Source organism: Bradyrhizobium sp. CB2312, from assembly GCF_029714425.1.
Taxonomy (GTDB): Bacteria; Pseudomonadota; Alphaproteobacteria; order Rhizobiales; family Xanthobacteraceae; genus Bradyrhizobium.
Window position 1 is genome coordinate 7313427 of record NZ_CP121668.1, and the last position, 25919, is coordinate 7339345.

Consider the following 25919-nt stretch of genomic DNA (forward strand, 5'->3'; position numbering starts at 1 on the left):
GCGCTTTGCGCGGGCGTTTCCTTGGCAGCAATCCGGCTTCGGCCGATTGTCTTTGCTCGGGCGTTTCCTCCCTAGACTTGGGCCGCTTGTCACAAACAAGCGGCTCTTCTTTTTTGCATCGATACAAGCCTAGGCCGTCATGCTCGGGCTTGTCCCGCCTGCGCGGCCGAAGCCGCTTCGGCGAGGCGTGGATGGCCGGGTCAAGCCGGCCATGACGATGTGGAGACGTTAGCGGATCAAGACGTCTTGCTCTGCCGCCGTCAGCGGCCTACTGCATCCTCATGATCTGATCCATCGGCGGCATGTTCTGGTTGAGATGGGACATGATCCAGACGGTGCCGCCAACCACCAGGAAGACGACCAGCAGCCCGAACGCCAGCGCCAGCACGTTGTTGGTGTTGTCGGGGCCCGTGGTGATGTGCAGGAAGAACACGAGATGCACGCCCATCTGCGCGATCGCGAGGACGATCAGCGCGACCGGAATTGAAGGCTGCCAGACAAGGTCGGTTCCGGCGATGAAGAACGACATCGCCGTGAGCACCAGCGCCAGGGCAAGGCCGACGACGTAGCCGAGGATCCGTTCGCCGACACTGTGTTGCTCTTCCTCGCCCGGTGCGAGGCCATGTTCGGCATTCATGTGCGTCTGATCGCTCATACGGCACTCCCAAGCAGGTAGACGACGGAGAAGACCCCGACCCAGATGATGTCGAGCGCGTGCCAGAACAGCGCAAAGCACATCATCCGCCGCAGGACGTCGGCGCGAAAGCCCTTGGCGAAGACCTGGGCCATCATGGTGAGCAGCCACAGCACGCCGGCCGAGACGTGCAGGCCGTGGCAACCGACCAGCGAGAAGAACGATGACAGGAAGGCGCTCCGCGACGGGCCGTAGCCGCGCGCAACGAGATCGGCGAATTCGCGGAATTCGATGACGAGGAAGATCAGGCCGAGCACACATGTCACGGTCATGCCGAGGTAGAACCAGAAGCGGTTGCGCACATCGGCCGCAATGCTGGCCATGCCGCAGGTGAAGCTCGACAGCAGCAGGCAGACCGTCTCGATCGCGACATTTCGCTGCTCGAAGATCTCCGAGCCCTTCGGTCCGTCCGCGGTCTGATGGACAAGCACTGCATAGGCAGCGAAGAAGCAGGAGAACATCACGATATCGGAGAGCAGGAAGACCCAGAAACCGTACGCGGTGACGATCCGCTTCGACGCGGGCCCGGGATGCTCGATGACGACGCCGATGTGATGGGGATCGGCATGGGCGTGGCCGGCGGTCGCGGTCATCGACATCAGATTGCTCCCGCCATGCTGACGAGGCTGCGCCGCTCCTCGAGATTGACGCGGTCGATGCGGGCGACCTCGGCGGCCGGAATGACGTATTCATCATGGTCGCGCCAGGCGAACACGACGAAGGTCGCGAACGCACCGACACCACCCACAATCACCATCCACCAGATGTGCCATATCAGCGCAAAGCCCATGATGGTGGCGAAGAAGGCGCAGACGAAACCGGTCGGCGAGTTCCGGGGCATCTCGATGTCCTGATACTCTGGCACGTCATGTTCGAGCGATTGCTGCTGGGCTTTGGCCTTCATGTCCCAATAGGCGTCCTCGCCGCGCACGTCCGGATTGAAAGCGAAATTGAACACGGGCGGCGGCGACGAGGTCGCCCATTCCAGCGAGCGCCCGTCCCAGGGATCGCCGGTGCGGTCACGCAGCGCCTCGCGGTTGCGGATGCTGACGACGAGCTGCATGATCTGGCAGATCACCCCGACGCTCAGCACGGCCATGCCGATCGCTGCCACGATCATCCATGGCCGCCACGCCGCGACCTCGTAGTGCTGCAAGCGCCGCGTCATGCCGAGCATGCCGGCGATGTAGAGCGGCATGAAGGTAATGTAGAATCCGACGAAGGTGAACCAGAACGCGGCCTTGCCCCAGCGCTCGTCGAGGCGGAAGCCGAACGCCTTCGGAAACCAGTATTCGAAGCCGGCGAAGGCGCCGAACAACACGCCGCCGATGATGACGTTGTGGAAATGCGCCACCAGGAACATGCTGTTGTGGAGCATGAAGTCGGCCGGCGGCACCGCGACCAGCACGCCGGTCAGGCCGCCGATGATGAAGGTGACCATGAAGCCGACCGCCCACAGCATCGGCGTCGCAAAGCGGATGCGGCCGCCATACATCGTGAACAGCCAGTTGTAGATCTTCACCCCTGTCGGTATCGCGATGATCATGCTGGCGATGCCGAAGATGGCGTTGACGTCGGGGCCGGCGCCCATCGTGAAGAAATGGTGCAGCCAGACCATGAAGGAGATGACGCAGATCGCCATGGTGGCGAGCACCATGGAGCGGTAGCCGAACAATGCCTTGCCCGAGAAGGTCGACACCACCTCGGAGAAGATGCCGAACGCCGGCAGCACCAGGATGTAGACCTCCGGATGTCCCCACGCCCAGATCAAATTCATGAACATCATGACATTGCCGCCGGCTTCATTGGTGAAGAAGTGGAAGCCGAGATAGCGGTCGAGCAGCAGCATCGCGAGCGTGGCCGTCAAGATCGGGAACGCCGAGACGATCAGGAGGTTCGAGGCGAGCGTGGTCCAGCAGAACATCGGCATGCGCAGATAGTTCATGCCCTTCGTGCGCAGCTTCAGCACCGTCGTGACGAGATTGATGCCGGCCACCAGCGTGCCGACGCCGGAGATCTGGAGCGACCAGGCGTAATAATCGACGCCGACGCCCGGCGAATAGGACAGTCCCGACAGCGGTGGAAAGGCGAGCCAGCCGGTGCGTGCGAACTCGCCGATCACCAGCGAGAGATTGACCAGCAGCGCGCCGGTCGCGGTCAGCCAGAAGCCGACGGAATTCAGCGTCGGAAAAGCGACGTCGCGCACGCCGAGCTGGAGCGGCACGACGAGGTTCATCAGACCGATCACGAACGGCATCGCCACGAAGAAGATCATGATGGTGCCGTGAGCCGAAAAAATCTGGTTGTAGTGCTCGGGCGGCAGATAGCCCTGCGACTGGTAGGCGACTGCCTGCTGGATCCGCATCATGATGGCGTCGCTGCCGCCGCGCAGCAGCATCACGGACGCGAGCAGGATGTACATGACGCCGATGCGCTTGTGGTCGACGCTGGTTATCCATTCGTGCCAGAGATAGGGCAGATGTCCCTTCACCACGACCCAGGCCAGCACGCCCAGGATCGCCACCAGCACGATTCCGCCTGCGACGAGCGGAATGGGCTGATCGAACGGGATCGCCGACCAGTCGAGCTTACCGAGCATCGTGGCCTCCCATGTGCGACCGGCCGGCCTCGGATGCGAGCTCCGGTCCGGGCCCCGGCGGGATGTGCTGGGTCGCGATCAGATCGAACAGGCGCGGGTCTTCGAGACGGTAGGTCGGCCGGCCCCGCTCGATGCTCTGCTGCATCAACTTCTTGTAGCTGTCCTCGTTCAGCACGGCGTCGGTCTTCGCGGTGTTCGCCACCCAATCAGGGAAGTCGAGCGGCGAGACCACGTTGACGTCGAACATCATGTCGGGAAAGCCGTCGCCGGAGAAATGCGCCGACAGGCCCTGGAGCTTGCCCTCATTGTCGGCACGCAGATTCAGTCGCGTCACCATGCCGTTCATGGTGTAGATCATGCTGCCGAGCTGCGGGATGAAGAACACGTTCATCACGCTCGACGACGTCAGCCGGAAATTCAGCTCCGCACCGGCCGGCACCGTCAGCGTGTTGACGGTGGCGATGCGCTGGTCGGGATAGATGAACAGCCATTTCCAGTCGAGCGAGACGGCCTGGATCCGCAGCGGGCTGCCGGTGCCCGGCACGGGCGCCGCGGGATCGAGCTGATGCGAGCCGATCCAGGCGACGCCGCCGAGCAGAATGACGGTGAGCGCCGGGATCGACCACACCACCATTTCGACGCGGCCGGAATAGACGAAGCCCGGCTGGAAGCGCGCTTTGGTATTGGAGGCGCGAAACCAGAACGCGAACGCCAGGATCGCGAAAATGGTCGGCACCACGATCACGAGCATGATGAAGACGGAATCGACCAAAATGGTGCTGTTGGCCACAGCTACGGGCCCTTGTGGATCAAGCAGATTCATCGGCAAGCCACTGGCGGTTGGGAAGCCCCGGGACAGAGCCTAGCGCGGGAAAGGCTCGGCAACAAACGCGATCGTGTGGGGTCGGTTCCTTCGGATCGTCCGCTCCGCCCCGCGCAATCTCGCGCGGCGGCATGCAATTCCGTGCGATGTCAATGACATGAGCGTGGGACGGTCGGCCTTCTCACCCCTGCACTCCATTGCTAACTTGCACGAAAATATCGGGATGAAGCGACATGCAGGGCCCTGACGATGATGCCGGCCACGCCGGCAAGGTCGCGCTGACCAGCGGCGGCGGCGCCGCGGACGATGGCGTGGGCAATGGTCGCGCCGCAGCAATCCTGCTGGCGCGCGCCGGCGCGAAGGTGCTGGTGGTCGACGGCGGCGTGAGGTTGCAGGCGCCCGAACCCGAGTCACAAGAACACTAGAGGAAACACAGCAATGGCCCGCCTGCCCTATCTCGAGGCCGACCAGGTCGCGCCGGAATATCGCGACATGCTCCAGCGCAACACCAATCTGCATAAGCTGCTGGTCAACTCTCCGGAGATGGCGCGCGCCTTCAACGGCATCGGCGGCTATATCCGCTTCAAGAGCAAGCTCGATCCGCGCCTGCGCGAGCTTGCGATCCTCCAGGTCGGCTGGATGGAGAAGTCGGAATATGAATTCACACACCACGTGAAGATCGGCAAGGAGTTCGGCGTCACCGACGAGGACATCGCCGGCCTGATGGCCGAGACCGAAGGCAAACCATCGAAGCTGGAGCCGCTCGCCAAGGCAATCCTGAAGGGCGCCCGCGAAATGGTGCGCGAGCTCGCGATGTCGGATGCGACCTTCGCCGAGATCAAGCAGCACCTGTCCGACGAGCACATGGTCGACCTCGTGCTGACCATTGCCTTCTATTGCGGCGTGGTGCGCGTGCTCGCCACCATGAAGATCGACAACGAGCCCTATTACAAAGAGGTACTCCAGCAGTACCCGATCCCGGGAGTGAATTGAGATGCGCTTGAAGGACAAGGTTGCGATCGTGGTCGGCGCCGGCCAGAGCCCCGGCGAAGGCATGGGCAATGGCCGCGCCACCGCGCTCACCTTCGCGCGCGAGGGCGCGAAGGTCTTGTGCGTCGACCACCATCTGGACTCGGCGCAGGAAACGGTTGCGATGATCACCGCAACGCACGGCATCGCCGCGGCCTGCAAGGCCGACGTGACCAAATCCGTCGACATCGAAGCGATGGTCGCGGACGCGCAATCGCGCTGGGGCCGCATCGACGTGCTGCACAACAATGTCGGCGTCAGTCTCGCCGGCGGCGACGCCGAGCTGCTTCAAATCACCGAGGAGGCGTTCGACCGCGTCGTCGCCATCAATCTGAAGAGCTGCATTCTCGCTGCGAAGGAGGTGATCCCGATCATGCGTGCGCAGCGAAGCGGCGCCATCATCAACATCTCCTCCATGGCGGCGATCACGACCTATCCTTACGTCGCCTACAAGGCGACGAAGTCGGCGATGATCGCCTTCACCGAGCAGCTCGCCTACCAGAACGCCGAATACGGCATCCGCGCCAACGTCATCCTGCCTGGCCTGATGAACACGCCGATGGCCGTCGACACCCGCGCCCGCGAATGGCACAAGACCCGCGCCGAGGTCGAGGCAGAACGCGACAGCAAGGTGCCGCTGCGCCGGAAGATGGGAACGGGTTGGGACGTCGCGAATGCCGCGCTGTTCCTGGCGTCGGACGAAGCGAGTTTCATCACGGGGGTGACTCTGCCGGTTGACGGCGGGGCGAGCGTGAGACGGGGGTGAGTCGAAACGACCTCAGTGCCCTTCCCTTCTCCCCTTGTGGGAGAAGGTGGCGCGAAGCGCCGGATGAGGGGTTCTCTCCAATCGCACGACCGTTCGTGAGGATGGAGACCCCTCACCCGCCTCGCCGCTTCGCGGCGAGCCACCCTCTCCCGCAAGGGGAGAGGGGGCACCGTCACCGCGGCACGCTTGTCACCCGCCAGATCGTGCCGTTGGCATCCTCCGACACCAGCAGCGATCCATCCTTCGCCACGGCAACGCCGACCGGCCTGCCCCACACCTCCTTGTCGCTCACCACGAACCCCGTGACGAAATCCTCGTACTCGCCGGTCGGCTTGCCGTCCTTCATCCGGATGCGGATCACCTTGTAGCCGGTGCGCTTCGATCTGTTCCACGAACCGTGCTCGGCAGCGAAGGCGTCGCCCTGATACTCGGACGGAAACTGCGTGCCCTGATAGAAGGTCATGCCGAGCGAGGCCGAGTGCGGTTGGATCAGCACATCAGGCACCGTCACCTTGTCCTTGAGGTCCAGCCGCGCGCCGGCATGGCGCGGGTCTTCGTTGCCGCCGATATAGAACCAGGGCCAACCGTAGAACGCGCCCTCCTTCACGCTCGTCACGTAATCAGGCACGAGATCGTCGCCGAGACCGTCGCGCTCGTTGGTCGAGCACCAGGGCAAGCTGGTCTCCGGCTGGACCGCAAGGCCGACGCAATTGCGGATGCCGGTGGCATAGATCTTCCGATCCTTGCCATCGGGATTGAAGGCCAGCACCGCGGCACGCTCGAGCTCGCTCGCCCAGGCTGCACCGAGCGGCTGCGCTTTCGCCCACGCCTCCATCCCGCCCGGCGGCGTGCCCATGCCCTCGGCGACGTTGCTGAGCGAGCCGACCGACACGAACATGCGCTTGTTGTCGGGCGTGAAGACGACATCACGCGTGGAATGACCGCCGTCATGCGGCAGGCTCGCCACGATCGTCTCCGCCTTGCCGCGCGCCTTGAGATCGCCGGCCTGATACGGGAAGCGGATGACACTACCGGTGTTGGCGACGTAGACCCATTGCGGATTGTCGCCGTTCGGGAAGAAGGCGATGCCGAACGGCTGCCTCAGGCCGCTGACAAACACCTCGTTGGCAGCGAGCTTGCCGCCCTCGCCGGTGCGCAGCACGCGAATGGCGCCGACCCGCGTCTCCGCGACGAAGACGTCACCGTTCGGTGCGACCCTGATGATGCGCGGCCCACGCAAACCGTCCGCGAGCAACTCGATCTTGAAACCGGCCGGCACCTGGGGCGCGGCTTCGGATGGGCGCGACACCACGCGCGCGGAGCTCGCAAACGAGCGCGTGGCGCCGGGCCGCACGAGATCCTCCGCCCGGATCAACCGGACTGTACCGGGCTTGTCGGCCCGCCAATCGCCGTAGGCATCCCTGCCTTGCAGCACTGGCTCGGCTTGCGCAGCGATCGCAACCACGACCGCAGCCATCGCGATGGAAATCCTGTTTCTCACCTCGGTCTGCCTCCCGGCCTGCATGTCTCGGCATCAACGGCGTTCAATCCGCAAACGATCTGCGGCAGGTCAAACGCCTGCCGAATCCCACGTCACGACCTGCCCGCACGATGTGCATCAGCTATGACCTATCATACTGGAAAATGGCAGGGATCGGTGCGACACATTGTAGGGGTTGGGCTGCCGGCTGCGGTCATCAAAGCTGCGGCATCGGTGCCGCAATGACGGAATGATCATGTGGGGATCCATCATATCGGAATGGGCGAGCCTGCTGCTTCGCTGGCTGCACGTGGTCGCCGCGATCGCCTGGATCGGCAGCTCCTTCTATTTCATCGCGCTCGATCTCAGCCTCAGGCCGAGAGCCGACTTGCCCGGTGGCGTGCAGGGCGAAGCCTGGCAGGTCCATGGCGGCGGCTTCTACCGGATCATGAAATATCTGGTGGCGCCGAGCCAGATGCCGGACGAGCTCACCTGGTTCAAATGGGAGGCCTACAGCACCTGGCTGTCCGGCTTCGCGCTGATGGTGGTGGTCTATTATCTCGATGCCGATCTGTTCCTGGTCGATAAGTCGATCCTCGACCTCACGCCGTTCCAGGCCGGCCTGTTCAGCTTCGGCAGCCTTGCCCTGGCGTGGCTGCTCTACGAGGCCGCCTGCCGCACCGGGCTGGCGCAGCGCGAGCTGCCCTTTGCCATCGGCGGCTACCTGTTCCTGGTCGCGCTGACCTACGCTTTCACGCACGTACTGAGCGGTCGCGGCGCCTTCAACCAGATCGGCGCGATCATCGGCACCATCATGGTCGCCAATGTCTTCGCGCTGATCATCCCGAACCAGAAGAAGATCGTCGCGTCGCTTATCGCCGGACAGGCGCCCGACCCGAAGCTCGGCAAGGCCAGCAAGGAGCGCTCGGTCCACAACAATTACCTGACGCTCCCCGTGGTCGTGCTGATGATCAGCAACCACTATCCCCTGCTCTACGCCACGCGCTTCAACTGGATCATCGTCGCGATCGTGCTGGCGCTGGGGCCGGTGATCCGTCACTTCTTCAACGAGCGCCATGCCGGACGAAAATCGCCGTGGTGGGTGTGGGGCGTTGTGGCGGCGGGCGCGATCGCAATCTGCCTGCTCTCCGCGGCAGGTCCGCGCGAGGTGAAGACGAGCGCACTACAGGCGCAGCCCACGCTCGCCAATGTCGAGGAGATCGTGATGTCCCGTTGCAGCATGTGCCATGCGGCCGAGCCGGTCTGGGCCGGCATCGCGACAGCGCCGAAGGGCATTTTGCTCGATGCGCCCGAGCACATCCATCGCAACATCCGCCTGATCGGCCGCGTCGCGGCCTGGTCCAACGCGATGCCGCCGGGCAACATCACCGAGATGACCGGCGAGGAGCGCGCCATCCTCGCCGCCTACATCGAGCAGGCTCGGTAGCGTCGACGCCGCCTATCGCGGAACGAAATTCCGCATCTGCCGCCGATTAGAAAATGACTTGACCGCCTATCCGGCGTAGACATGGCCGATGGCCGCCGCTGCGGCCGAAATCAGTTTGCATGCGGGGAAAAGAACAGTGGCCCTCAAGAACGTCATCGGTATCGACCACGCCGTGGTCATGGTGAAGGACCTCGACAAGGCCGCCGAGAACTATCGGCAGCTCGGCTTCACCGTCTCGCCGCGCGGCACCCACAGCGCGCATATGGGCACCGGCAACTACACCATCATGTTCGACCCTGATTACATGGAGCTGCTCGGCGTGCTGGCCGCGACCGAGCACAACGCGCCGGCCCGCGCCTTCGTCGACAAGCACGGCGAAGGCATCGAGCGCATCGCCTTCACCGCGGTCGATTCCTCCGCCGGCGCCGAGGAGATCCGCGCACGCGGCCTCACGCCGATCGGCCCGACCGATTTCGAACGGCCGGTGACGCTGCCTGATGGCACGGTCTCGGCGGCGAAATTCCGCACCTTCATGTGGCCGACCGCGGAGGCACCAGGCGGCGTGCGCATCTTCGCCTGCCAGCACAAGACTCGCGAGACCGTGTGGATCCCTGAACTGATGAAGCACGCCAATGCGGCCAAGCGGATCAAGCAGACGCTGATCACAACGCCGGAGCCGGCAAAGGAGGCCGCACACCTCGCGCGTCTGATCGACCGCGAACCGAAGGCCGAGACTGATGGTGCCGTCACGGTGCCCTCCGGTGGCGAGCGTGCCGACTTCGTCTATCTGACCTTGGCGCAACTCGGCGACCGCTATCCGGGCGTGCCGCTCGCAGGGCTCTCCGAGCGCGGCGGTGCGGCGCTCGTTCTCGTCAGCGGCGATCTCGCGGCGACGGAGAAGGCGCTGGGCTCGGCCGCCGTGCGCAGCGGGGCCGCGATCTGCGTGCCGCCGGCCAAGGCCAACGGCACCCTGCTCGCCTTCGTTGCCGGCTGATTTGAACTAATTCTTTAACGAGCGTTTACCCGGCGGGCTCTAGGATTTCGGGCGTTTCACACCGCCCGAGGCCAAGCGCATGTTCAAAGAGGAATCGCCGATCGCCTATGACGCGCCGGCCGAACTGAAGAAGTGGCCGTCGCTGAAGGGTGAGCGACAGAAGGACAGAGGGCCGCCCTATCTCGTCTACAACGGCACGCTCGCCGAATGCGTCCGCGAGCTGATGGGCAAGCCCATCAAAGGCATCTCGCTCTACGACATCATGACGAGGCCGCAGGCGGCGTTCGACCAGACCGTGCTGTCGCCCGGTGATGCCGCCGAGATCGCGATGCGCAAGGACTTTCCCAAGACGTAGCCGCCGCTCTACCGGTTGCACGTACGCATTTGTTGGTGGTTCCCGGTTCTGCGGCGGGAACACCCGTACTAACACCGACCCACCCTGCAGAATCGCAGCTTCGCCGCAATTACGGTTAATGAAGTCCTCGTCGCCGGCGCACGCCGGATGTTCCCCCACAGTTCGAGGACTCTTACCGAGATGCGATTTCTCGTCGCGGCTTGCGCTGCGTTCCTGATCGTGATGTGCGACGTCGGCTCGACGACGTCCCGGCAAGCGGAAAACACCGACAACGCCCTTCTCAAAACCGATCGCGGGCCCTCGCTGGTTCCCCTCGTCGAGCTCTTCCTTTCCAGCGTGCAGGCCATTGAGCTGGCGAATGCGCGCGCTGCCTATGAGGAGACGATCGAGCCGGCGCGCACGGTTGAAACCGTCGCTCCCGCCCCGCTTTCGGCGACTGAAAAATTCTGCCACGCGCTTCGCGAGGCCGCGGAAGCCAGCGGCATTCCGGTGCCGTTCTTCGCGCGCCTGATCTGGCAGGAGAGCCGCTTCAAGTCCAACGAGGTCAGCCAGGCCGGCGCACAGGGCGTTGCGCAATTCATGCCGGAGACGGCCGCCGAGGTCGGGCTCGACGATCCCTTCGATCCGATGAAGGCGCTGCCCGCATCGGCGAAATTCCTGGGCAGGCTGCGCGACGATTTCGGCAATCTCGGTCTTGCCGCGGCCGCCTATAACGCCGGCCCCGGCCGCATCCAGAAATGGCTCGCCAGGGAGAGCGAGCTGCCGCGCGAGACGCGCGATTATGTCCGCATCATCACCGGCACCAAGGCCGAAGACTGGACCGCACGGGCCGAAGCGCTCGCGATCCGGATCGACCTGCCGCGTGAAGCACCTTGCGAAGGCATCGGCAGTCTGTCCAAGATCAAGGACGTCGCCTGGGTTCCGGTGAACCTGACGCCCTCGGTCGCCACCATCATGCGCAAGGCCGAGCAACTGGCGGCGCGTTTGACCGCCAACCGTGCGCGCAAGCGGCTCGCCTCGGTGATTCGGAAGACCACCAAGGCACGCAGCATGATCGCGGCGCGTGCGGCCGGCAAGAGTGCCAAGGCCCGCGCCATCCGCCTTGCCGCACGCGAACGGTCTTCAAGCTGATGCGCGGACCGGAAGCCGTTCGTGGAAGCGGCGTTGGACGACGTTGAGAGGCTCGGTTTCAGCCGAGCCGTGAAGGCGAGATGAGGAACCAGCGATGCCAACGAGAAGCGCCGGGATCGTCGCTTATCGCGTGCGATCGGAGATCGAGGTTCTGCTGGTCCATCCCGGCGGCCCGTTCTGGCGCAACAAGGATCTCGGCACGTGGTCGATCCCGAAGGGCGAATATGAAGACGGGCAAGATGCCGAGCAAGCTGCGCGGCGCGAATTCGCCGAGGAGCTCGGCGTCGAGGTGACCGAGCCCCTCATTGCGCTGGGCGAGGTGAAGCAGCGCGGCGGCAAGATCGTGACCGCCTTCGCCATCGAGCTCGATGTCGATACGCACAATATTCGCAGCAACACGTTCGAGATCGAATGGCCGCCGCGCAGCGGCAAGCGGCAGGCGTTTCCCGAGATCGACCGCGCCGCGTTCTTCACGCTCGAGGAAGCGGCCGGGAAGATAAATGAGGGCCAGCGTCCGCTGCTCGAGCGGCTGGCGCGACTGGTCGGCGGCGCGGGCTAGCTCGCCGCGGTGCGGTCCCTCACCCGGAGGTCTTACTCCGCCTTGATGTTCGCGGCCGCGACGACCTCGGCGAGCTCTTTCGTTTCCTTCGCGATCTTGGCGGCGTAGTCGGCCGGGCTCAGCACGCTGACGACGCCCTGCGTCTCCAGCCGCTCCTGCAGCACTGGATCTCTGGCGGCGGCAACGATCTCCCGGTGCAGCGTCTCCAGGATCGGCGCGGGCGTTGCCTTCGGCATGAAGAAGCCGACCCAGAACGAGATGTCGAAGCCGGGATAGCCGGCCTCCGCGACGGTCGGCACATCCGGCAGCGATGGCAGCCGCTCGGCCGAGGACACCGCGAGCGCGCGCAGCTTGCCGGCCTTCACCAGCGGCACCGCGGAGAGCGGATCGAACACGGCGAGCACCTCCTGCGCGAGGATGCCGACCTCGGACGCAGCCCCACCGCGATAGGGCACGTGGATCAGCTTGATGCCGGCCTTCTGGCTCAGCAGCTCCATGGCGAGATGGGCGAGGTTGCCGTTGCCGCCGGAGCCGTAGGCAAGCTCGCCCGGCTTGGCCTTTGCGGCTGCGACGAGATCGGCGACGGTGTTGATGTTCGCCGTCTTGGGATTCTCCGGATTGACCACCAGCACCAGCGGCGCCGACACCACGGTGGTGAGCGGCGCGAAGTCATTGATCGGATCGTAGCGGGCATCCTTGAACAGCGTCTTGTTGAGCGTGATGGTGGAGGAGTTGCAGGCGAGGATGGTGTAGCCGTCCGCATCCGCACGCGCCACGCCCTCTGCGGCGATCATGCCGTTGGCACCCGCCCGGTTCTCGACCACGAAGGGCTGCCCGAGCTTGTTGCCGAGGCGGTCGGCGACGATGCGCGCGACGACATCGACCGGGCCGCCGGCGCTGAAGCCGACCATGATCTTGGCCGGATGCGCCGGATATTTTTGCGCGAGGACCTCTGTCGACGCGCACAGTGCGGCGACAAGCGCCAGCAGGCGAAGCGTTCGTTGCATTGGTCTCTCTCCCCACCTTCGCCGCCGCTTGTGTGATGCGGGTGCATTCGTGCACCATGATTAGCGGCCGCGCGCGATTGCGCAATCGCGTTTCCATGCCGGCATTCCGCCGCGCGGCAGGTGAGAGCCGATTGCAAACAAAAAATTTGAAAACAACCCCATGCACAGTAGCCGGCGCCTGCGCGAACAAGGACTTGCGCATCACGCAAGAGGATTTGACACGTCGGGCAAAACACCGGCAGAATGGCACCATCGCAACAATCGTCAGCATCCATACCGGACCGGCCGCGGCCGTGCCGACGCAGTTGCGCGTAAGCCCTTCATCGACATCCCGAAATTCGCATCCGCGCGCAACGAGCGAACGGTCGCTCGCGCGCGCCTGCGTCAGCAAAGGACACAGCATATGACGACGGCTCCGACCCTCCAGGGCACGCCGCCGGTTGCGGCAAACGATCGCAGCGGCTCCATCGCGAACCCGCGCATCCGGCTCTACAAGAAACGCATCGCGATCAAGCATCCCGATCCGCAAGCCGGCGAACGGCTGCTGGCCGAGGCGCTCGGCGCCGTCGACCGCGACGCGCTGCACGGCATTCTCAAGCAGTTGGCGAAGGCGAGCGCGATCGGGCATAGACCCGACGAAGCCAATCTCGCCTTCATGATTTCGACGATCAAGCGCATCGCCCCCGGCGATTCCATCGAGTCCATGCTCGCGGCGCAGATGGTATGCGTCCACATGGCGGCGATGCGCTCCGCCTGTCGCCTCGCCTGCACCGACGATCTTGCGCAGCAGGAGAGCATCACGCGCGCATTGACCCGGCTGACACGCACCTTTGCAGCCCAGATAGAGGCGCTCGGCTGCCATCGCGGCAACGATGAGCGCCCCATCACGGTGCGGAATCTGTCGGTGCAGGACGGCGGCAAGGAGATCGTGGGCCATGTCACGCAGCACGCCAACGTGCTTGTTGCTGAGGCAGGCCCGAGCGAGGCGAGGCAAGAGGCGGGCCGATGACCGGCCGTCACGATCGGAACACCGGCCCGATGCTGACCAGTCCCCGCTGCGGCGCCAGGACCCGCGACGGCGATGCGTGCCGCGCACCGGCGTCGAGCGGCAAATCCCGCTGCCGTATGCACGGCGGCGGACGCAGATGCGGCGCGCCGAAGGGAAACCAGAATGCGCGGAGGCACGGAGGGTTCACGCGAGAAGCCGTGGCCGAGCGGGTAAAGCAGCGACTGCTGCTCGACGAGGCGCAAGGACTGCTGCAGAAGTTGAAGTGACCCGCCGGTGAATCGAGCCGCCTCTCCCGGAATCGATGGATTTTGCTTCCGCCTTCGCTCTTCCCTATCAGGCCCTTTGACAATTTATACGTGTTTGTGAACTATCTCACACGCACGCTGTTCCCGCTGTCGCTAGCTTAGTCCTGTCTCGGTGAAACAGGGGAGAGGTGTCGTGGGGGCATTGAACCTTTCGCAGGTGCTTTGGGAGGAGCGGCGGGCGCTTGCCGGCGCACCTCTGGAATTCCCGCCGAAAGACAAAGATCCGGCAACCGGCGGCTCGGCCAAGCTGGCACCCGCTCAGCCGGCGTCCGAGGCGCCGCCCACACCGGCGCCACCGCCCTCGGCGACATCGGCTCAAGCTTCGCAGCGCTCCTCCCTGTCCTCGCAGGGCCCATCGCTGCCGCCAACGGCTCCCGTCCCTGAGCAACTCCTTGAAGTCTACCGGGCGCTCAACGCCGACGATCGGTGGGCGCTCTGCCTGTCCGGTGGCGGAATCCGCAGCGCGTCGTTCGCGCTCGGCATCCTGCAGAGGATTGCAGCCCTCAAGGTCAGGTCGAAGCGTCCAGATGAGGAGTCGGGCTCGGCTCTCGCGCAGTTTGAGTATCTGTCGACCGTGTCGGGAGGCGGATATATCGGCAGCTGGCTGTCAGCCTGGCTCTATCAGGAGCGCCGGCGTGAGAAGGTGCGCGAAAAATCGTCTGCCGCGGCAGCCGCAGGTGCACACAAGACCAATCGGAGCTCCGCGCCGGACCCGGTCGGTTTGCTCAACCGGCGCGACAGCCGCGGTCGACTCGGAGATCACGAAGAGGCGGAGCCGATTTCGAACCTCCGGCGCAATTCGCACTTTCTCGCGCCGAGCTTCTCGTCGATCTCCCCTGACCTGTGGAGCGACGTTGCCAGCGTGCTGCGCAATCTGTTCCTGAACTGGGTCCTGCTCGTCCCGCCGATGATCCTCGCGGTGCTCATCACCAAGGCCCTCTACTTTGCCGTTATTGATGCCCAAAGCATCAAGGACGAGAGGATGTGGTTCCTGGGTTTGATGATCGTACCCACCTTGTGCTTCCTGGTCTCCCTGTCGTTCTCCTTCGCAAACCGGCCCGCCCGCGGCTGGATCAATGTCTCGCAATCCTGGTTTCTCGTGTGCGACCTCGCGCCATTCCTTGTCGGAGCCGCACTGCTGGTTTTCGTGCTGCAAAGCCCTTATGGCCTGGCGACGCTCACGGACGTGACCGACAAGCTCGGGTTCAAGCCCGGAGAGGCCGAGGGACTTCGATTCTACGTCAACGTCGTCATTCGCGGCGCCCTCCTTGGAGTCGTCTTCTATCTCGCCTCCTCGTTGCTGGCGCGCGTATGGAGGCGTGTCTTCGGCCATTCAGCGCGCTCGCCGCGCACGGGCACGGTCAGTCCCTGGCAGCGCTGGATCGATCTCGCCGCCTGGTGCGTCGCCGGCGGGGCTTTCGGGCTGCTGAGCGCCGCGGGACTGGCCTTGCTCTGGTATCTGAACCAGCATGGCTCCAACGCCACGACAGCAATCTTTGCCTGCGTCCTCGGCCTGCCCTGGTTCGTGATGGCGCGCATCGTCGCCGACGTCATCTACATCGCGTTTGCCGAATTTCTGTCCGAGGTGGACGTCGGGCTCGAATTCCAGGCGCGATCGAGCGGAATATTCACGTTGGCTTATATCGGCTGGCTGTTGTGGTTCGGGCTCGTGCTTGGCGCGCCCGCGGCTGCAAAATGGATCGAGAGCAGCGCCTTCGTTCCCTCGCTTGCCGCTGGCGGGGGTATCTCAGGCCTGCTTTCGGTCATCCTGGGCGCGAGTACGAAGACCAAGGCCGCCGCCGAGCAGGTATCAGGCTTTCGCCAGTACCTCGGACTCAACACGATCGCCGCGATCGCGGCTGCGCTTTTCGCGATCATCCTGGTCGCCCTGCTGTCCATTGGCTGGGATGCTGCTTTCAGATCCTTCGAGCCCGACGCGAGCAGCCATATGCCCTGGACAATCGTGCTCCTGGCCGGCTTCACGCTTTCGGTGCTGATCATCGCGGCCTCACTCGTCCTCAGCATCAACCGCTACTCTCTCCATAGCCTCTACCGGAACCGCCTGGTGCGCGCGTTTCTCGGCGCATCGCGCGACGAGAAAGACCGCGACAAGACCAAGAATGCCTTTACGGATTTCGACGGCCGCGACAGCCCGTATCTGCAAGACCTCTGGAAGCCTGGCGTCGTCCCGCGAGGGGCCCGTTGGAGGCCGTTCCACGTGATCAGCGCGGCGCTCAACCTCGTGTCGTCCAAGAACCTCGCCTGGCAAGAACGAATGGCAGCGCCCTTTACGTTCTCGCCACTCCATTGCGGCAGCGGCAGCGCGGCATTTTCGGACGGCGCTTATCGGACGACCTACGCTCGAGCCGAACAGGAGCGGCCTTACGGCGGAGCACCGCTCGGCCTTACGCTCGGGACCGCAATGGCGATTTCGGGCGCTGCCGTAAGCCCGAGCATGGGTTACAACTCCTCGCCGGGTGTCGCCTTCCTGATGGCGCTCTTCAACGTGCGCCTCGGCTGGTGGCTGGCCAACCCGCGTGGCGACAATCCCGAATACGCGAACGTCAAGCCACCCTTTGCGCTGTGGCCGTTCTTCATGGAGATGTTCGGCCTGACCAGCGAAACCCGGCGCTGGGTCTATCTCACCGACGGCGGGCACTTTGAGAATCTCGGCCTCTACGAAATGGTTCGCCGGCGTTGCCGGGTTATCGTCGTTAGCGACGCCGGCTGCGATCCCGATTATTCCTTCGAGGATCTCGGCAATGCGCTGCGCAAGATCTGGATCGATCTCGGCGTGCGCATCGACTTGCACGGCCTCGACCTTCTCAAGAAGCGCTTCAAGGAACGTCCCACCCCTGCAGAGCAGGCGCCCTACTGGGCGATTGGCGATATTCGCTATCACGAGGCCGATGGCGGCAAATCACAAGACGGAGTGCTGTTGTATTTCAAGTCCGGCCTGCACGGCACGGAGCCCATGGGCGTCCTGAGCTATGCGATAGCCCACGCGACCTTTCCACACGAGACGACGCTGAACCAGTTCTTCTCGGAATCTCAATTCGAAAGCTACCGCACCCTCGGCTATGAGATCGCAGAACGCGCATTCGCCTCCGGCGGCGGTCTTTCGGCGACCGCGACGACCGGGGCGCCCCCCACTTTCCTTTCAATCGTCGAGAAGCTCAAAGGCGACATCAGAAAAGGCCAAGATGGGGAAGTCGCCGACCGCGTCATCCCGGCCCTGGCCTGATCGGCGTCACATCGCATTGCACGCGACGAACTGCGCCGGCCATGCACGGCCGGCGCCGCGATAGCTCGCTCCGCCTGTCCACTTCGAAGCTCCCACTTCCAAAGGCCGTCAATCCGACGCCGTCTTGGCCGAGATATCGTGGCTGGTGCGAGTTCCTTCGCCATTGTCCAGACGATAGAGCGCGGTCGCACCGCCGGCCAGGACACACACGATGACAAGGATGGCAATGACGTTCTTTATGCTCACGGACGCCTCCTCCTGGTGACGCGATCAAGTGACGCGATGACGTCAGTCAATCGAGCGTTCTCAGGCGGAGTTCCGTGAATTTTCGATGACGCCTGCGGCGGGATCGGTTGCCGGATCATCGGGATTCGAAATGTCCGTTGCCGCCGGAACTTCTCGCGGTGGCGCCACTTTGAATGGGCAACGGAAGCACGCCGATGAATGCCGAAACGGAACTCAAATTCCGCCTTGCGCCGCAAAAGCTGTCATCCGTCTTGCGCGCTGCCGCTTCAAACGGGCGACTCGGCGACCGCTCGGAGCAGGCGCTTGTGTCAACCTATTACGACACGAGCAATCAGAAGCTCAGGCGGCATGGCCTCACGCTCCGCGTCCGCAAGGTTGGCGATCGCTACGTGCAGACCGTGAAGGCGGGCGGCTCCGGAACCGTCACGCGCGGCGAATGGGAACATGAGGTCGCAGGCGCAAAGCCCGACTTCAAGAAGATCAAGAACACGCCTCTCGACGACCTCGCGTCCAAAAAACTTCCGCGCAAGCTGCGGCCGGTATTTCAGACCGAGGTCCATCGCACGACCGAGGCAAGGCGGGTGCGACGGAGCGAGATCGAGCTCGCCGTTGACCGCGGCCACGTCGCTGCCGGACGGCGCTCGCGGCCGGTTGCCGAGCTCGAGCTGGAATTGAAGTCGGGGCAGGTCGCCGATCTGTTCCGGCTGGCGCGCAACCTCGAACGCAAGACGGGCGCCGAGCTCGATCTGCGCTCGAAAGCCGAGCGAGGCTTTCAACTCGTCACCGGACACGGCGCAGGCGCGCAGCACGCCGAGCCGATCGCACTGAAAGGCGAGCTCTCGCCGCGCAATGCCTTCGGCGTGATCGCGCATTCGACGCTGCGCCAGATCACGGCGAATGCCGATCCGGTGCGGGACATGGATTCGGAAGGCGTCCACCAGATGCGCGTCGGCCTGCGGCGCTTGCGGGCCGCGATCTCGCTGTTCTCCGACATCCTGCCGCGCGCCAGCACGGAACGGATCAAGGCCGAGCTCAAATGGCTCACGGGCGAGCTGGCGCCGGCGCGCGAGATCGACGTATTCCTCGAGGAAAGTATTCGGCCGATCGCCGACCAGGGCGTCCCGAAACGCGGCGCTCGCGCGATCGCCAAGAGATTTTCCGCGGAACGAAGCGCAGCCTTCGCACGCGCCCGCGAGGCGGTCGGCTCCGCCCGCTACCGCCGCCTGCTGATCGACGTGATCGAGTGGATCGAGACTGAACAGTCCCGCGCCGGCGACGACCGGTCGATTGCCACCTATGCCGCGGCCTTGCTCGACCGGCGGATCAGGAGGGCGCGCAAGCAGGGCAAGCATCTGGACGATCTCGACCCGACGCAGCGCCACAAGCTGCGGATCAAGGTCAAGAAGATCCGCTATGCCGTCGACTTCTTTGGGAGCCTCTACAGCGATCGCGACCGCAAGCAGCTCGGAATCCTCGCCAGCCGGCTGAAGCAAATCCAATCCGCGCTGGGATCGCTCAACGACTTCATGGCGCATCGCGAGCTCGCGACCGAGGCGGCGCTGGCGGCGCCGCCGGCGAACCGGCGCGCCCAGGCGTTCGCATCGGGATTCATCGTCGGCCGGGAGCGCGAGGCGGCGAACGGCCTGATGAAGGACGCCGCAAAAGAGCTGCATCGATTGCACCGGCTGCGCGTCGCGCCGGGCAAGTGACCGCGGGAGAACCGGCATGTCATGGGTCGGCAGTTGGCGAAACCAGTTCGGCTCCATCCTGCGCGTCATCAGCGATGTCGAGGGACGCATCGAGGGCACGTTCGAGACCGCGCTTGAAGACAGCGGTTTCTATGGGCAGACGGTGCAGGTCACCGGGTTTCATCGGGGCAATTGCATCGGCTTTGTCGCCGTCGGCTCGTCCGCGACGGGGGACCGCGTCGTCTCGTACACGGGCTTGTTGCGCCACGGGAAGATGGAGACCGCCTGGTTTGTGGTCGCCGACCAGGCGCTGAGCGCCGCCAGCGAAGGCGATCCCGCAAAACTCAAGCCGCTGAACTGGTGGCGCGCCGTGACAACCAATGTCGACACGTTCGAGCGCACCTAGCGCCGGGCCTTCCGTCCGCCCCATCAGTGCCATTGCCGACAACCTCGGCAAGCAGCATCTGCCCCTGTATCTGATCTTCCGCGCCGCGATCTAGCCAAGGCAATCCGGAATGAGGGGGCTGCCCTCTCCCGCCATTGGCACCCTCCGCCCGATCGTGTAACCCGGCAAAAACCCTTGCCGGGACGGGACGCTATGAGTGCGGTTGCCACGGATGAAGCGGGACATGGCACCCGCGCGCTGATCTTTGCGCTGCTTGCGCTCGCCTGCGGGCACATGCTCTCGACCTTGCTGCGCACCATCCCCGCCGTCAGCCTCGATCTGATGGCGGCGGATTTTCATATCGAGCCGCAGGCGCTGGCGAGCCTCACCTCGGTCTATCCCTTCGCCTTTGCCGCCGCGCAGATTCCGGTCGGCGCGGCGATGGACCGGTTCGGCGTGCGGCCGGTGTCGCTGAGCCTGCTCGCGGGAACCGTGGTCGGCGCCATCGCGTCGGGCTTTGCGACGGGACCTTCGAGCTTTGCCTTCGGGCAGGTGCTGCTCGGCGTCGCGACCTCGGGCATGCTGATGTGCCCGATGACGCTCGCCGCGAAGCAATTGTCGGCGGCGCGGTTCGGGCTGTGGTCGGGCGCGATCCTCTCGATCGGCAATATCGGCATGCTGCTGTCGTCGAGCCCGCTTGCCTTCGTGGTCGACACTTACGGCTGGCGCGCCGGGTTCTGGATTTCGGCAGCTGGCGGCCTGCTGGTGGCGCTCGCGGTGTTCCTGCTGGTGCCGAGCCAGCCGGCCGAGCACAAGGACGATTCCTCGCCGCTGTCGCAGATGATCGAGGTGCTCAGGCTCGGCTTCTCGCGGCCGCTGCGCGGCCTGATCGCGCTGGCGCTGGTGTCGCTGGCGACCTCGCTGGTGCTGCGCGGCCTGTGGGGCGGGCCGTGGCTGATGGAGGTCAAGGGACTGACGCGGGTCGAGGCCGGCAACCAGCTCGGAGCATTCACGCTGGCGATGATCGCGGGGCCGCTGTGCATCGGCGTGATCGACCGCAGGCTCGGCCGCCGCCGCGCGCTGGTGGCCGGCTCGCATCTGGCCGGCGCGCTGCTGCTGGCGCTGATGGCGCTCGGAGCGCCGCATTATCCGGTCTCCGCGCTGCTGGGGCTGTCGGTGATGCCGCCGCAATACGACCTCGTGCTGTTCGTGCTCATCGGGCTTGCGACCTCGGCGCAGCCGCTGGTGTTCGGCATGTCCAGGCAGCTGGTCGACGCGCAAACCGCGGGCAAGGCGCTCGCGGCCGTGAACCTCGCCTTCTTCCTCGGGGCGGCGCTGATGCAGTCCGTCACCGGCGCGGTCGCGGCGTTCGCGGGCTTGCCGGCGGTGCTGCTGTTCATGGCTGCGGCGCTGTTCCTGGGGGTGCTGATCTTTTTGACTTACACATCGTCCCATTCGTAGGATGGGTAGAGCGCAGCGAAACCCATCATCTTGAGGCGATGGGTTTCGCTTCGCTCTACCCATCCTACGAGTCAAGGAATTCAGCTCATGCCCGTCGACACCAAGGCCGCCACCGACCGTCTCATGCGCTTCCTCGCCGTCGAGGGCGTCACAGGACAGGAGGCGGCGATCGGGCGTGAGCTCACGGCCGCATTGAAGGAGGCCGGCGTGCCGGCCAAGGCGATCCGGCTCGACGATGCCAACACGCGCATTCCAGTGCCGACCGAGACCGGCAACCTCATCGTCGACCTGCCCGGCCGCGGCGCCCTGCACAACCAGCCGCGCATCATGTTCATGACCCACATGGACACCGTGCCGCTCTGCGCCGGTGCCAAGCCCAAGAAATCCGGCCGCAAGATCGTCAACGAGGCAAAAACCGCGCTCGGCGGCGACAATCGCTGCGGCTGCGGCGTGCTGGTGACGCTGGCGGCGGAGCTTGCCAAGCAGAATCTCGACCATCCGCCGATCACCCTGCTGTTCTGCGTGCGCGAGGAGAGCGGGCTCTATGGCGCGCGCCACGTCAAGCTGGAGGAGCTCGGCAAGCCGGTGATGGCGTTCAACTATGACGGCGGCGCGGCCTCCAATGTCGTGATCGGCGCGGTCGGCGCCGATCGCTGGACCGTCGAAATTCTTGGTCGCGCCTCGCATGCCGGCGTCGCGCCGGAGCGCGGCATCTCCTCGACCATGATCATGGCGCTGGCGCTTGCCGAGGTGAAGGCCGGCGGCTGGTTCGGCAAGGTGGTGAAGGGCAAGCGTCAAGGCACCAGCAATGTCGGCCCCGTCACCGGCGGCGAAGGCCGCCCCGCGGGCGATGCCACCAACGTCGTCACCGACTACGTCCATGTGCGCGGCGAGAGCCGCAGCCACGACGGAAAATTCTTCAAGGAGATCACCAAGGCGTACAAGGCCGCGTTCGAGAAGGCGGCCAAGAAGGTCACGAACGCGCAAGGCAAGTCCGGCAAGGTCAAGTTCAAGGCGGAGACCGATTATTATCCGTTCCGCATGAAGGAGAGCCTGCCCGTGGTGAAACGCGCCATCGAGGCGGTGGCCGCGGTCGGCGGCACGCCGAATGTCCGCGCCGCCAATGGCGGCCTGGATGCCAACTGGATGGTGCGCCATGGCGTTCCCACCGTGACTTTCGGTGCCGGGCAGAACGAAGCGCACACCATCGACGAGTGGATCAATCTCGACGAATACGACCGCGCCTGCGCGCTGGCTGTGCAGCTCGCGACGATGCGGTGATTGGCGTGGTTCGGTTCGCGCTCGCAGGATTTGCGCTGCTGGCGCTTGCGGGCGCGGCTGGTGCGGAAGAGGACAACGGCGCCTTGCTGGTTGATCTCTTCGCAAAGATCTGCGCGCCCAAGCCGGCGAGGCCAAGCCAGGTCGAGCGTATCGCAGCGGGTCTGGGTTTTGTCAGCGACGGCGGCCCGATCACGGCCGAGATGGAGCGTGGGGCAACAATCGACCTTCTCTACTCGGCGAAGCTGATCAGGCGGGGGGAGAGGCTCGGCAGCATGACGGCCTATTTTGCAGGACCTGACGATGGTCCGAGCGTGACCTGCACGGTGTCGGCCGTCGGCGTCTCGGCCGACGCCCTGCCCGGGCTGATCGAGACATCATTGAAGGCCCGTGAGCGGACCGACAAGCCGTCCAACGACGACAATCATCGTCTGGCGAGCTGGCATGTCGGTGCCGGCAGCGGCGACGGGCTCGAGATGTCGGTGTGGCGAACCTCGCCGCACCGGGCCTCGATCAGCATCAATTATTACGCCACCAAGCGGTAAGCGGGATCGCCCGCGCCTTGTTGCGCGTTGCAGTGCGTAGGATGGGTAGAGCGTCGCGAAACCCATCCCCCAACATTGACGATGATGGGTTTCGCTGCGCTCTACCCATCCTACGACAAGAAAAAACCGGGAGGCTACATGCCACGCATCGCAAACATCGAATCCGCCCTCTACCGGATCCCCCTGCCCATCACGCTCTCCGACTCCACCCATGGCGAGATCGCGGCGTTCGAGCTGATCACCTGCCGAGTACGCGATGCCGATGGCGCCGAGGGCGTCGGTTACACCTACACGGTCGGGCGCAATGGCGGGGCGGTCGCCGATATTCTCACGCGCGAGATTCCGCCGCTGGTCGAAGGGCGCGAGGCCGACGACACGGAAGCCGTCTGGCATCATGTCTGGTGGGGCCTGCATTATGGCGGGCGCGGCGGGCCGGCGGTGCTGGCGCTGTCCGCGCTCGACATCGCGCTGTGGGACCTGAAGGCGCGGCGCGCGAAATTGCCGCTGTACCAGTTGCTCGGCGGTTTTGACGCGCGCGTGCCGTGCTATGCCGGCGGCATCGACCTCGATCTGTCGGTCGAGGCACTGCTCGAGCAGACCGACGGCAATCTCGCGAAAGGCTTTCGCGCCATCAAGATGAAGGTCGGCCGGCCCGATCTCAAATCCGACGTCGCGCGCGTCTCCGCGATGCGACAGCATCTCGGCGACGGCTTTCCGCTGATGGCGGACGCCAACATGAAGTGGACGGTCGAGGAAGCGATCCGCGCCGCGCGCGCCTTCGTTCCCTACGATCTCACCTGGCTGGAAGAGCCTGTTATCCCCGACGACGTCGCCGGCCATGCCCGCATCCTGCAGGCCGGCGGGGTGCCGATCGCGGCAGGCGAGAATCTGCGCTCGCTGTGGGAGTTCAAGAACTACATCGTCGCGGGCGCGGTGTCCTATCCCGAGCCCGACGTCACCAATTGCGGCGGCGTCTCGAGCTTCATGAAGATCGCGCGGCTGGCGGAAGCCTTCAACCTGCCCGTCACCAGCCACGGCGCGCACGACATCACCGTGCACCTGCTCGCGGCCTGTCCGAACCGGTCGTACCTGGAGGCGCACGGCTTCGGGTTGGACACATATATCGAGCACCCGCTGGTGCTCGAGGACGGCAAGGCGCTGGCGCCGGACCGCGCCGGCCATGGCATCAGCTTTGACTGGACAGGGTTGGCGAAATTGGCGGCGTAGGGCTGATCGCCGCTGCGAGCGAGGTGCGCCCCTCTCCCGCTTGCGGGAGAGGGTTGGGGAGAGGGTGTCTCCGCAGTGAGATCCCCAATGACGATCGAGCCCTCTCCCGGCTTCTCCCGCAAGCGGGAGAGGTGAAGCGGAGCGCGCGGCGCGGTTGGTCTACCCAGCAGGCACGGAGTTCATTGCTGCACGCGAGGCATTCCAAGGGGCTTGATGTGGGAGGCAGATAATCGGCTATGGTGGCAACAGCCGACACCATCTGAAAGTCTCCCGCCTTGACCCCCGACCTGCACAAGAAACTGACCGAATGGCGCCGGCATCTGCATGCGCATCCCGAGCTGTCGCTCCAGGAGAAGGCGACTGCCGCCTTCGTGCAGGAGAAGCTGACCGAGCTCGGCATTCCCTTCAAAGCCGGCATCGGCGGCCACGGCGTCGTCGCGACCTTGAGGCGCGGGTCTGCGCAGGGCCGCGTCGGCCTGCGGGCCGACATGGATGCGCTGCCGATCACCGAGGATACCGGCCTTGCCTACACCTCGACCACCCCGGGCGTGATGCATGCCTGCGGTCATGACGGACACACCGCCTCGCTGCTCGGCGCGGCGGCGCTGCTCGCTGCCGACACCAGTTGGAGCGGCACGGTCGATTTCATCTTCCAGCCGGCCGAGGAAGGCTTTGGCGGCTCGCGCGCGATGGTCGCGGCCGGGCTGTTCGAGCGCTTTCCGATGGACCGGGTGTTCGGCTTCCACAACTGGCCGGGCTTGGAGGCCGGCACCATCGCGGTCCATGACGGGGTCGTCATGGCCTCCGGCGGGCGCATCACCATCACCATCGACGGCCATGCCGGCCACGCCGGCATGCCGCATCTGACGCGCGATCCGGTGATGGCGGCGGGCCATCTCATCGTGGCGCTGCAGACCATCGTGTCGCGCAGCGTGGATCCGCTCGACACTGCCGTCCTCTCGCTCTGCACCATCGAGGGCGGCACCGCGCCGAACCAGATCGCCGGCCGCGTCACCATCCGCGGCACGCTGCGCTATCACCGCGACGGCGTGAAGGACACCATCCTCGACGGCATCGAGCGCACCTGCGCCGGGATTGCGACGAGCTTCGGCGTCAAGGTGACGCCCGAGATCGTCATGGGTGTCGGCGTCGTGATCAACACGCCGGCGGAGGCGGACCTTGCCCGCATCGCCGCCGACAAGGCGCAGGCGCCCGTACGCCGCGACCTCGCGCCCAGCATGGCCGGCGAGGACTTCGCCTACTACCTGCAAAAGCGGCCCGGCGCGTTCGTCTGGATCGGCAACGGGCCCTTGCGCGACGGCGCCGAGCTACACGGGCCGCGCTACGATTTCAACGACGCGATCCTGCCGGTAGCGTCGACCTGGATGGCCGAGGTCGCCAAGACGGCGCTGGCGTCGAACTAGCTGATCTCGCGCGGCAGCTTCCACTCCGGCCGGGGCTCGCAGACCTCGGCCTGCTCCACCCGCGCGACGTGATATCCCTCGGGCAGAAGCCGGCCGCCTTCCTCGTCCGCGACCGGCACGTCGGTCACCAATCCCTCGATCAGGGCGGCTTCCCATACCTCCTTCTCGGAAGGAAAGGGATCGCCGATCTGCTTGTTGCCTTCGAACAGCGCATACATCAGTT

26 protein-coding genes are annotated in these 25919 nt (G+C 65.0%); 18 read left to right on the forward strand and 8 right to left on the reverse strand.

Annotated elements, in window-relative coordinates:
* Window positions 1-268: 268 nt before the first annotated feature.
* From cyoD to QA642_RS35495, 4 genes are read right to left on the reverse strand one after another with little or no spacing between them, the layout of a single operon-like run.
* Complete coding sequence (gene cyoD / locus QA642_RS35480) at window positions 269-655, reverse strand: cytochrome o ubiquinol oxidase subunit IV (RefSeq protein ID WP_283081048.1); 387 nt, start codon at window positions 653-655, stop codon at window positions 269-271.
* Window positions 652-1293, reverse strand: coding sequence for a cytochrome (ubi)quinol oxidase subunit III (locus tag QA642_RS35485; protein ID WP_283081049.1), 642 nt, complete (start codon window positions 1291-1293; stop codon window positions 652-654). The genes cyoD and QA642_RS35485 overlap by 4 nt, the downstream gene beginning before the upstream one ends.
* Window positions 1293-3293 carry a cytochrome o ubiquinol oxidase subunit I gene (gene cyoB / locus QA642_RS35490; protein WP_283081050.1) on the reverse strand — a complete coding sequence of 667 codons (2001 nt, stop codon included), beginning with the start codon at window positions 3291-3293 and terminating at the stop codon, window positions 1293-1295. The genes QA642_RS35485 and cyoB overlap by 1 nt, the downstream gene beginning before the upstream one ends.
* On the reverse strand, window positions 3283-4083 hold the full coding sequence (locus tag QA642_RS35495; protein WP_283081051.1) for a cytochrome ubiquinol oxidase subunit II: 801 nt from the start codon (window positions 4081-4083) through the stop codon (window positions 3283-3285). Before QA642_RS35495 ends, cyoB begins: the two co-directional genes overlap by 11 nt.
* 266 nt (window positions 4084-4349) lie before the next feature.
* Between QA642_RS35495 and QA642_RS35500 the strand changes: the two genes are divergently transcribed.
* The 3 genes from QA642_RS35500 to QA642_RS35510 are packed head-to-tail and all read left to right on the forward strand — an operon-like array spanning window position 4350 to window position 5911.
* A complete protein-coding gene (locus tag QA642_RS35500) occupies window positions 4350-4541 on the forward strand; it encodes a hypothetical protein (protein WP_283081052.1) in 192 nt (63 codons plus the stop codon).
* 13 nt (window positions 4542-4554) lie between these two features.
* The gene (locus tag QA642_RS35505; RefSeq protein ID WP_283081053.1) at window positions 4555-5109 is read left to right on the forward strand and encodes a carboxymuconolactone decarboxylase family protein; all 555 of its coding nucleotides are present in this window, start codon (window positions 4555-4557) and stop codon (window positions 5107-5109) included.
* A 1-nt stretch (window position 5110) separates the two neighbouring features.
* Entirely contained in the window at window positions 5111-5911 is an 801-nt protein-coding gene (locus QA642_RS35510; RefSeq protein WP_283081054.1) for an SDR family NAD(P)-dependent oxidoreductase, read from the forward strand.
* Between the two features lie 172 nt (window positions 5912-6083).
* Here the strand turns inward: QA642_RS35510 and QA642_RS35515 are convergent, their stop codons facing one another.
* The gene (locus QA642_RS35515) at window positions 6084-7412 is read right to left on the reverse strand and encodes a sorbosone dehydrogenase family protein (RefSeq protein ID WP_283081055.1); all 1329 of its coding nucleotides are present in this window, start codon (window positions 7410-7412) and stop codon (window positions 6084-6086) included.
* Between the two features lie 235 nt (window positions 7413-7647).
* Here QA642_RS35515 and QA642_RS35520 point away from each other — a divergent pair, with 235 nt between their 5' ends.
* The 5 genes from QA642_RS35520 to QA642_RS35540 all read left to right on the forward strand — a co-directional run bounded on the left by QA642_RS35520 (window position 7648) and on the right by QA642_RS35540 (window position 11877).
* The gene (locus tag QA642_RS35520) at window positions 7648-8838 is read left to right on the forward strand and encodes a urate hydroxylase PuuD (RefSeq protein WP_283081056.1); all 1191 of its coding nucleotides are present in this window, start codon (window positions 7648-7650) and stop codon (window positions 8836-8838) included.
* Between the two features lie 136 nt (window positions 8839-8974).
* Complete coding sequence (locus QA642_RS35525; protein WP_283081057.1) at window positions 8975-9832, forward strand: VOC family protein; 858 nt, start codon at window positions 8975-8977, stop codon at window positions 9830-9832.
* Between the two features lie 79 nt (window positions 9833-9911).
* The gene (locus QA642_RS35530; protein WP_027558397.1) at window positions 9912-10187 is read left to right on the forward strand and encodes a hypothetical protein; all 276 of its coding nucleotides are present in this window, start codon (window positions 9912-9914) and stop codon (window positions 10185-10187) included.
* A 180-nt stretch (window positions 10188-10367) separates the two neighbouring features.
* Window positions 10368-11318, forward strand: coding sequence for a lytic transglycosylase domain-containing protein (locus QA642_RS35535; RefSeq protein WP_283081058.1), 951 nt, complete (start codon window positions 10368-10370; stop codon window positions 11316-11318).
* A 94-nt stretch (window positions 11319-11412) separates the two neighbouring features.
* Window positions 11413-11877, forward strand: coding sequence for an NUDIX domain-containing protein (locus QA642_RS35540; RefSeq protein WP_283081059.1), 465 nt, complete (start codon window positions 11413-11415; stop codon window positions 11875-11877).
* A gap of 32 nt (window positions 11878-11909) precedes the next feature.
* On the opposite strand, the gene QA642_RS35545 is transcribed toward QA642_RS35540, so the two are convergent.
* Entirely contained in the window at window positions 11910-12884 is a 975-nt protein-coding gene (locus QA642_RS35545) for a tripartite tricarboxylate transporter substrate binding protein (RefSeq protein WP_283081060.1), read from the reverse strand.
* 403 nt (window positions 12885-13287) lie between these two features.
* Between QA642_RS35545 and QA642_RS35550 the strand changes: the two genes are divergently transcribed.
* The 3 genes from QA642_RS35550 (at window position 13288) to QA642_RS35560 (ending at window position 17442) form a co-directional block, all read left to right on the forward strand.
* Complete coding sequence (locus tag QA642_RS35550; RefSeq protein ID WP_283081061.1) at window positions 13288-13893, forward strand: hypothetical protein; 606 nt, start codon at window positions 13288-13290, stop codon at window positions 13891-13893.
* Window positions 13890-14159 (forward strand): HGGxSTG domain-containing protein, encoded by a 270-nt coding sequence (locus tag QA642_RS35555; RefSeq protein WP_283081062.1) that lies wholly within the window; start codon window positions 13890-13892, stop codon window positions 14157-14159. Before QA642_RS35550 ends, QA642_RS35555 begins: the two co-directional genes overlap by 4 nt.
* A 172-nt stretch (window positions 14160-14331) precedes the next feature.
* On the forward strand, window positions 14332-17442 hold the full coding sequence (locus QA642_RS35560; RefSeq protein WP_283081063.1) for a patatin-like phospholipase family protein: 3111 nt from the start codon (window positions 14332-14334) through the stop codon (window positions 17440-17442).
* Between the two features lie 108 nt (window positions 17443-17550).
* Here QA642_RS35560 and QA642_RS35565 read toward each other — a convergent pair whose 3' ends face one another.
* A complete protein-coding gene (locus QA642_RS35565; protein WP_283081064.1) occupies window positions 17551-17688 on the reverse strand; it encodes a hypothetical protein in 138 nt (45 codons plus the stop codon).
* Between the two features lie 194 nt (window positions 17689-17882).
* Between QA642_RS35565 and QA642_RS35570 the strand changes: the two genes are divergently transcribed.
* The 7 genes from QA642_RS35570 (at window position 17883) to QA642_RS35600 (ending at window position 25696) form a co-directional block, all read left to right on the forward strand.
* Window positions 17883-19397: a CYTH and CHAD domain-containing protein gene (locus tag QA642_RS35570; RefSeq protein ID WP_283081065.1), complete on the forward strand. Its 1515-nt coding sequence runs from the start codon at window positions 17883-17885 to the stop codon at window positions 19395-19397.
* 16 nt (window positions 19398-19413) lie between these two features.
* Window positions 19414-19782 (forward strand): avidin/streptavidin family protein, encoded by a 369-nt coding sequence (locus tag QA642_RS35575; RefSeq protein WP_283081066.1) that lies wholly within the window; start codon window positions 19414-19416, stop codon window positions 19780-19782.
* A 192-nt stretch (window positions 19783-19974) separates the two neighbouring features.
* Window positions 19975-21222 carry an MFS transporter gene (locus tag QA642_RS35580; protein ID WP_283081067.1) on the forward strand — a complete coding sequence of 416 codons (1248 nt, stop codon included), beginning with the start codon at window positions 19975-19977 and terminating at the stop codon, window positions 21220-21222.
* 87 nt (window positions 21223-21309) lie between these two features.
* Window positions 21310-22503: a M20/M25/M40 family metallo-hydrolase gene (locus QA642_RS35585; RefSeq protein ID WP_283081068.1), complete on the forward strand. Its 1194-nt coding sequence runs from the start codon at window positions 21310-21312 to the stop codon at window positions 22501-22503.
* 5 nt (window positions 22504-22508) lie between these two features.
* Complete coding sequence (locus QA642_RS35590; protein WP_283081069.1) at window positions 22509-23045, forward strand: hypothetical protein; 537 nt, start codon at window positions 22509-22511, stop codon at window positions 23043-23045.
* Between the two features lie 138 nt (window positions 23046-23183).
* Window positions 23184-24272 (forward strand): mandelate racemase/muconate lactonizing enzyme family protein, encoded by a 1089-nt coding sequence (locus tag QA642_RS35595; protein WP_283081070.1) that lies wholly within the window; start codon window positions 23184-23186, stop codon window positions 24270-24272.
* A gap of 275 nt (window positions 24273-24547) precedes the next feature.
* Window positions 24548-25696, forward strand: a complete 1149-nt coding sequence (locus tag QA642_RS35600; RefSeq protein WP_283081071.1) for an amidohydrolase — start codon at window positions 24548-24550, stop codon at window positions 25694-25696.
* Here QA642_RS35600 and QA642_RS35605 read toward each other — a convergent pair.
* Window positions 25693-25914 carry a hypothetical protein gene (locus QA642_RS35605; RefSeq protein WP_283081072.1) on the reverse strand — a complete coding sequence of 74 codons (222 nt, stop codon included), beginning with the start codon at window positions 25912-25914 and terminating at the stop codon, window positions 25693-25695. The two genes, QA642_RS35600 and QA642_RS35605, sit on opposite strands and share 4 nt — an antisense overlap.
* Window positions 25915-25919 lie beyond the last annotated feature (5 nt).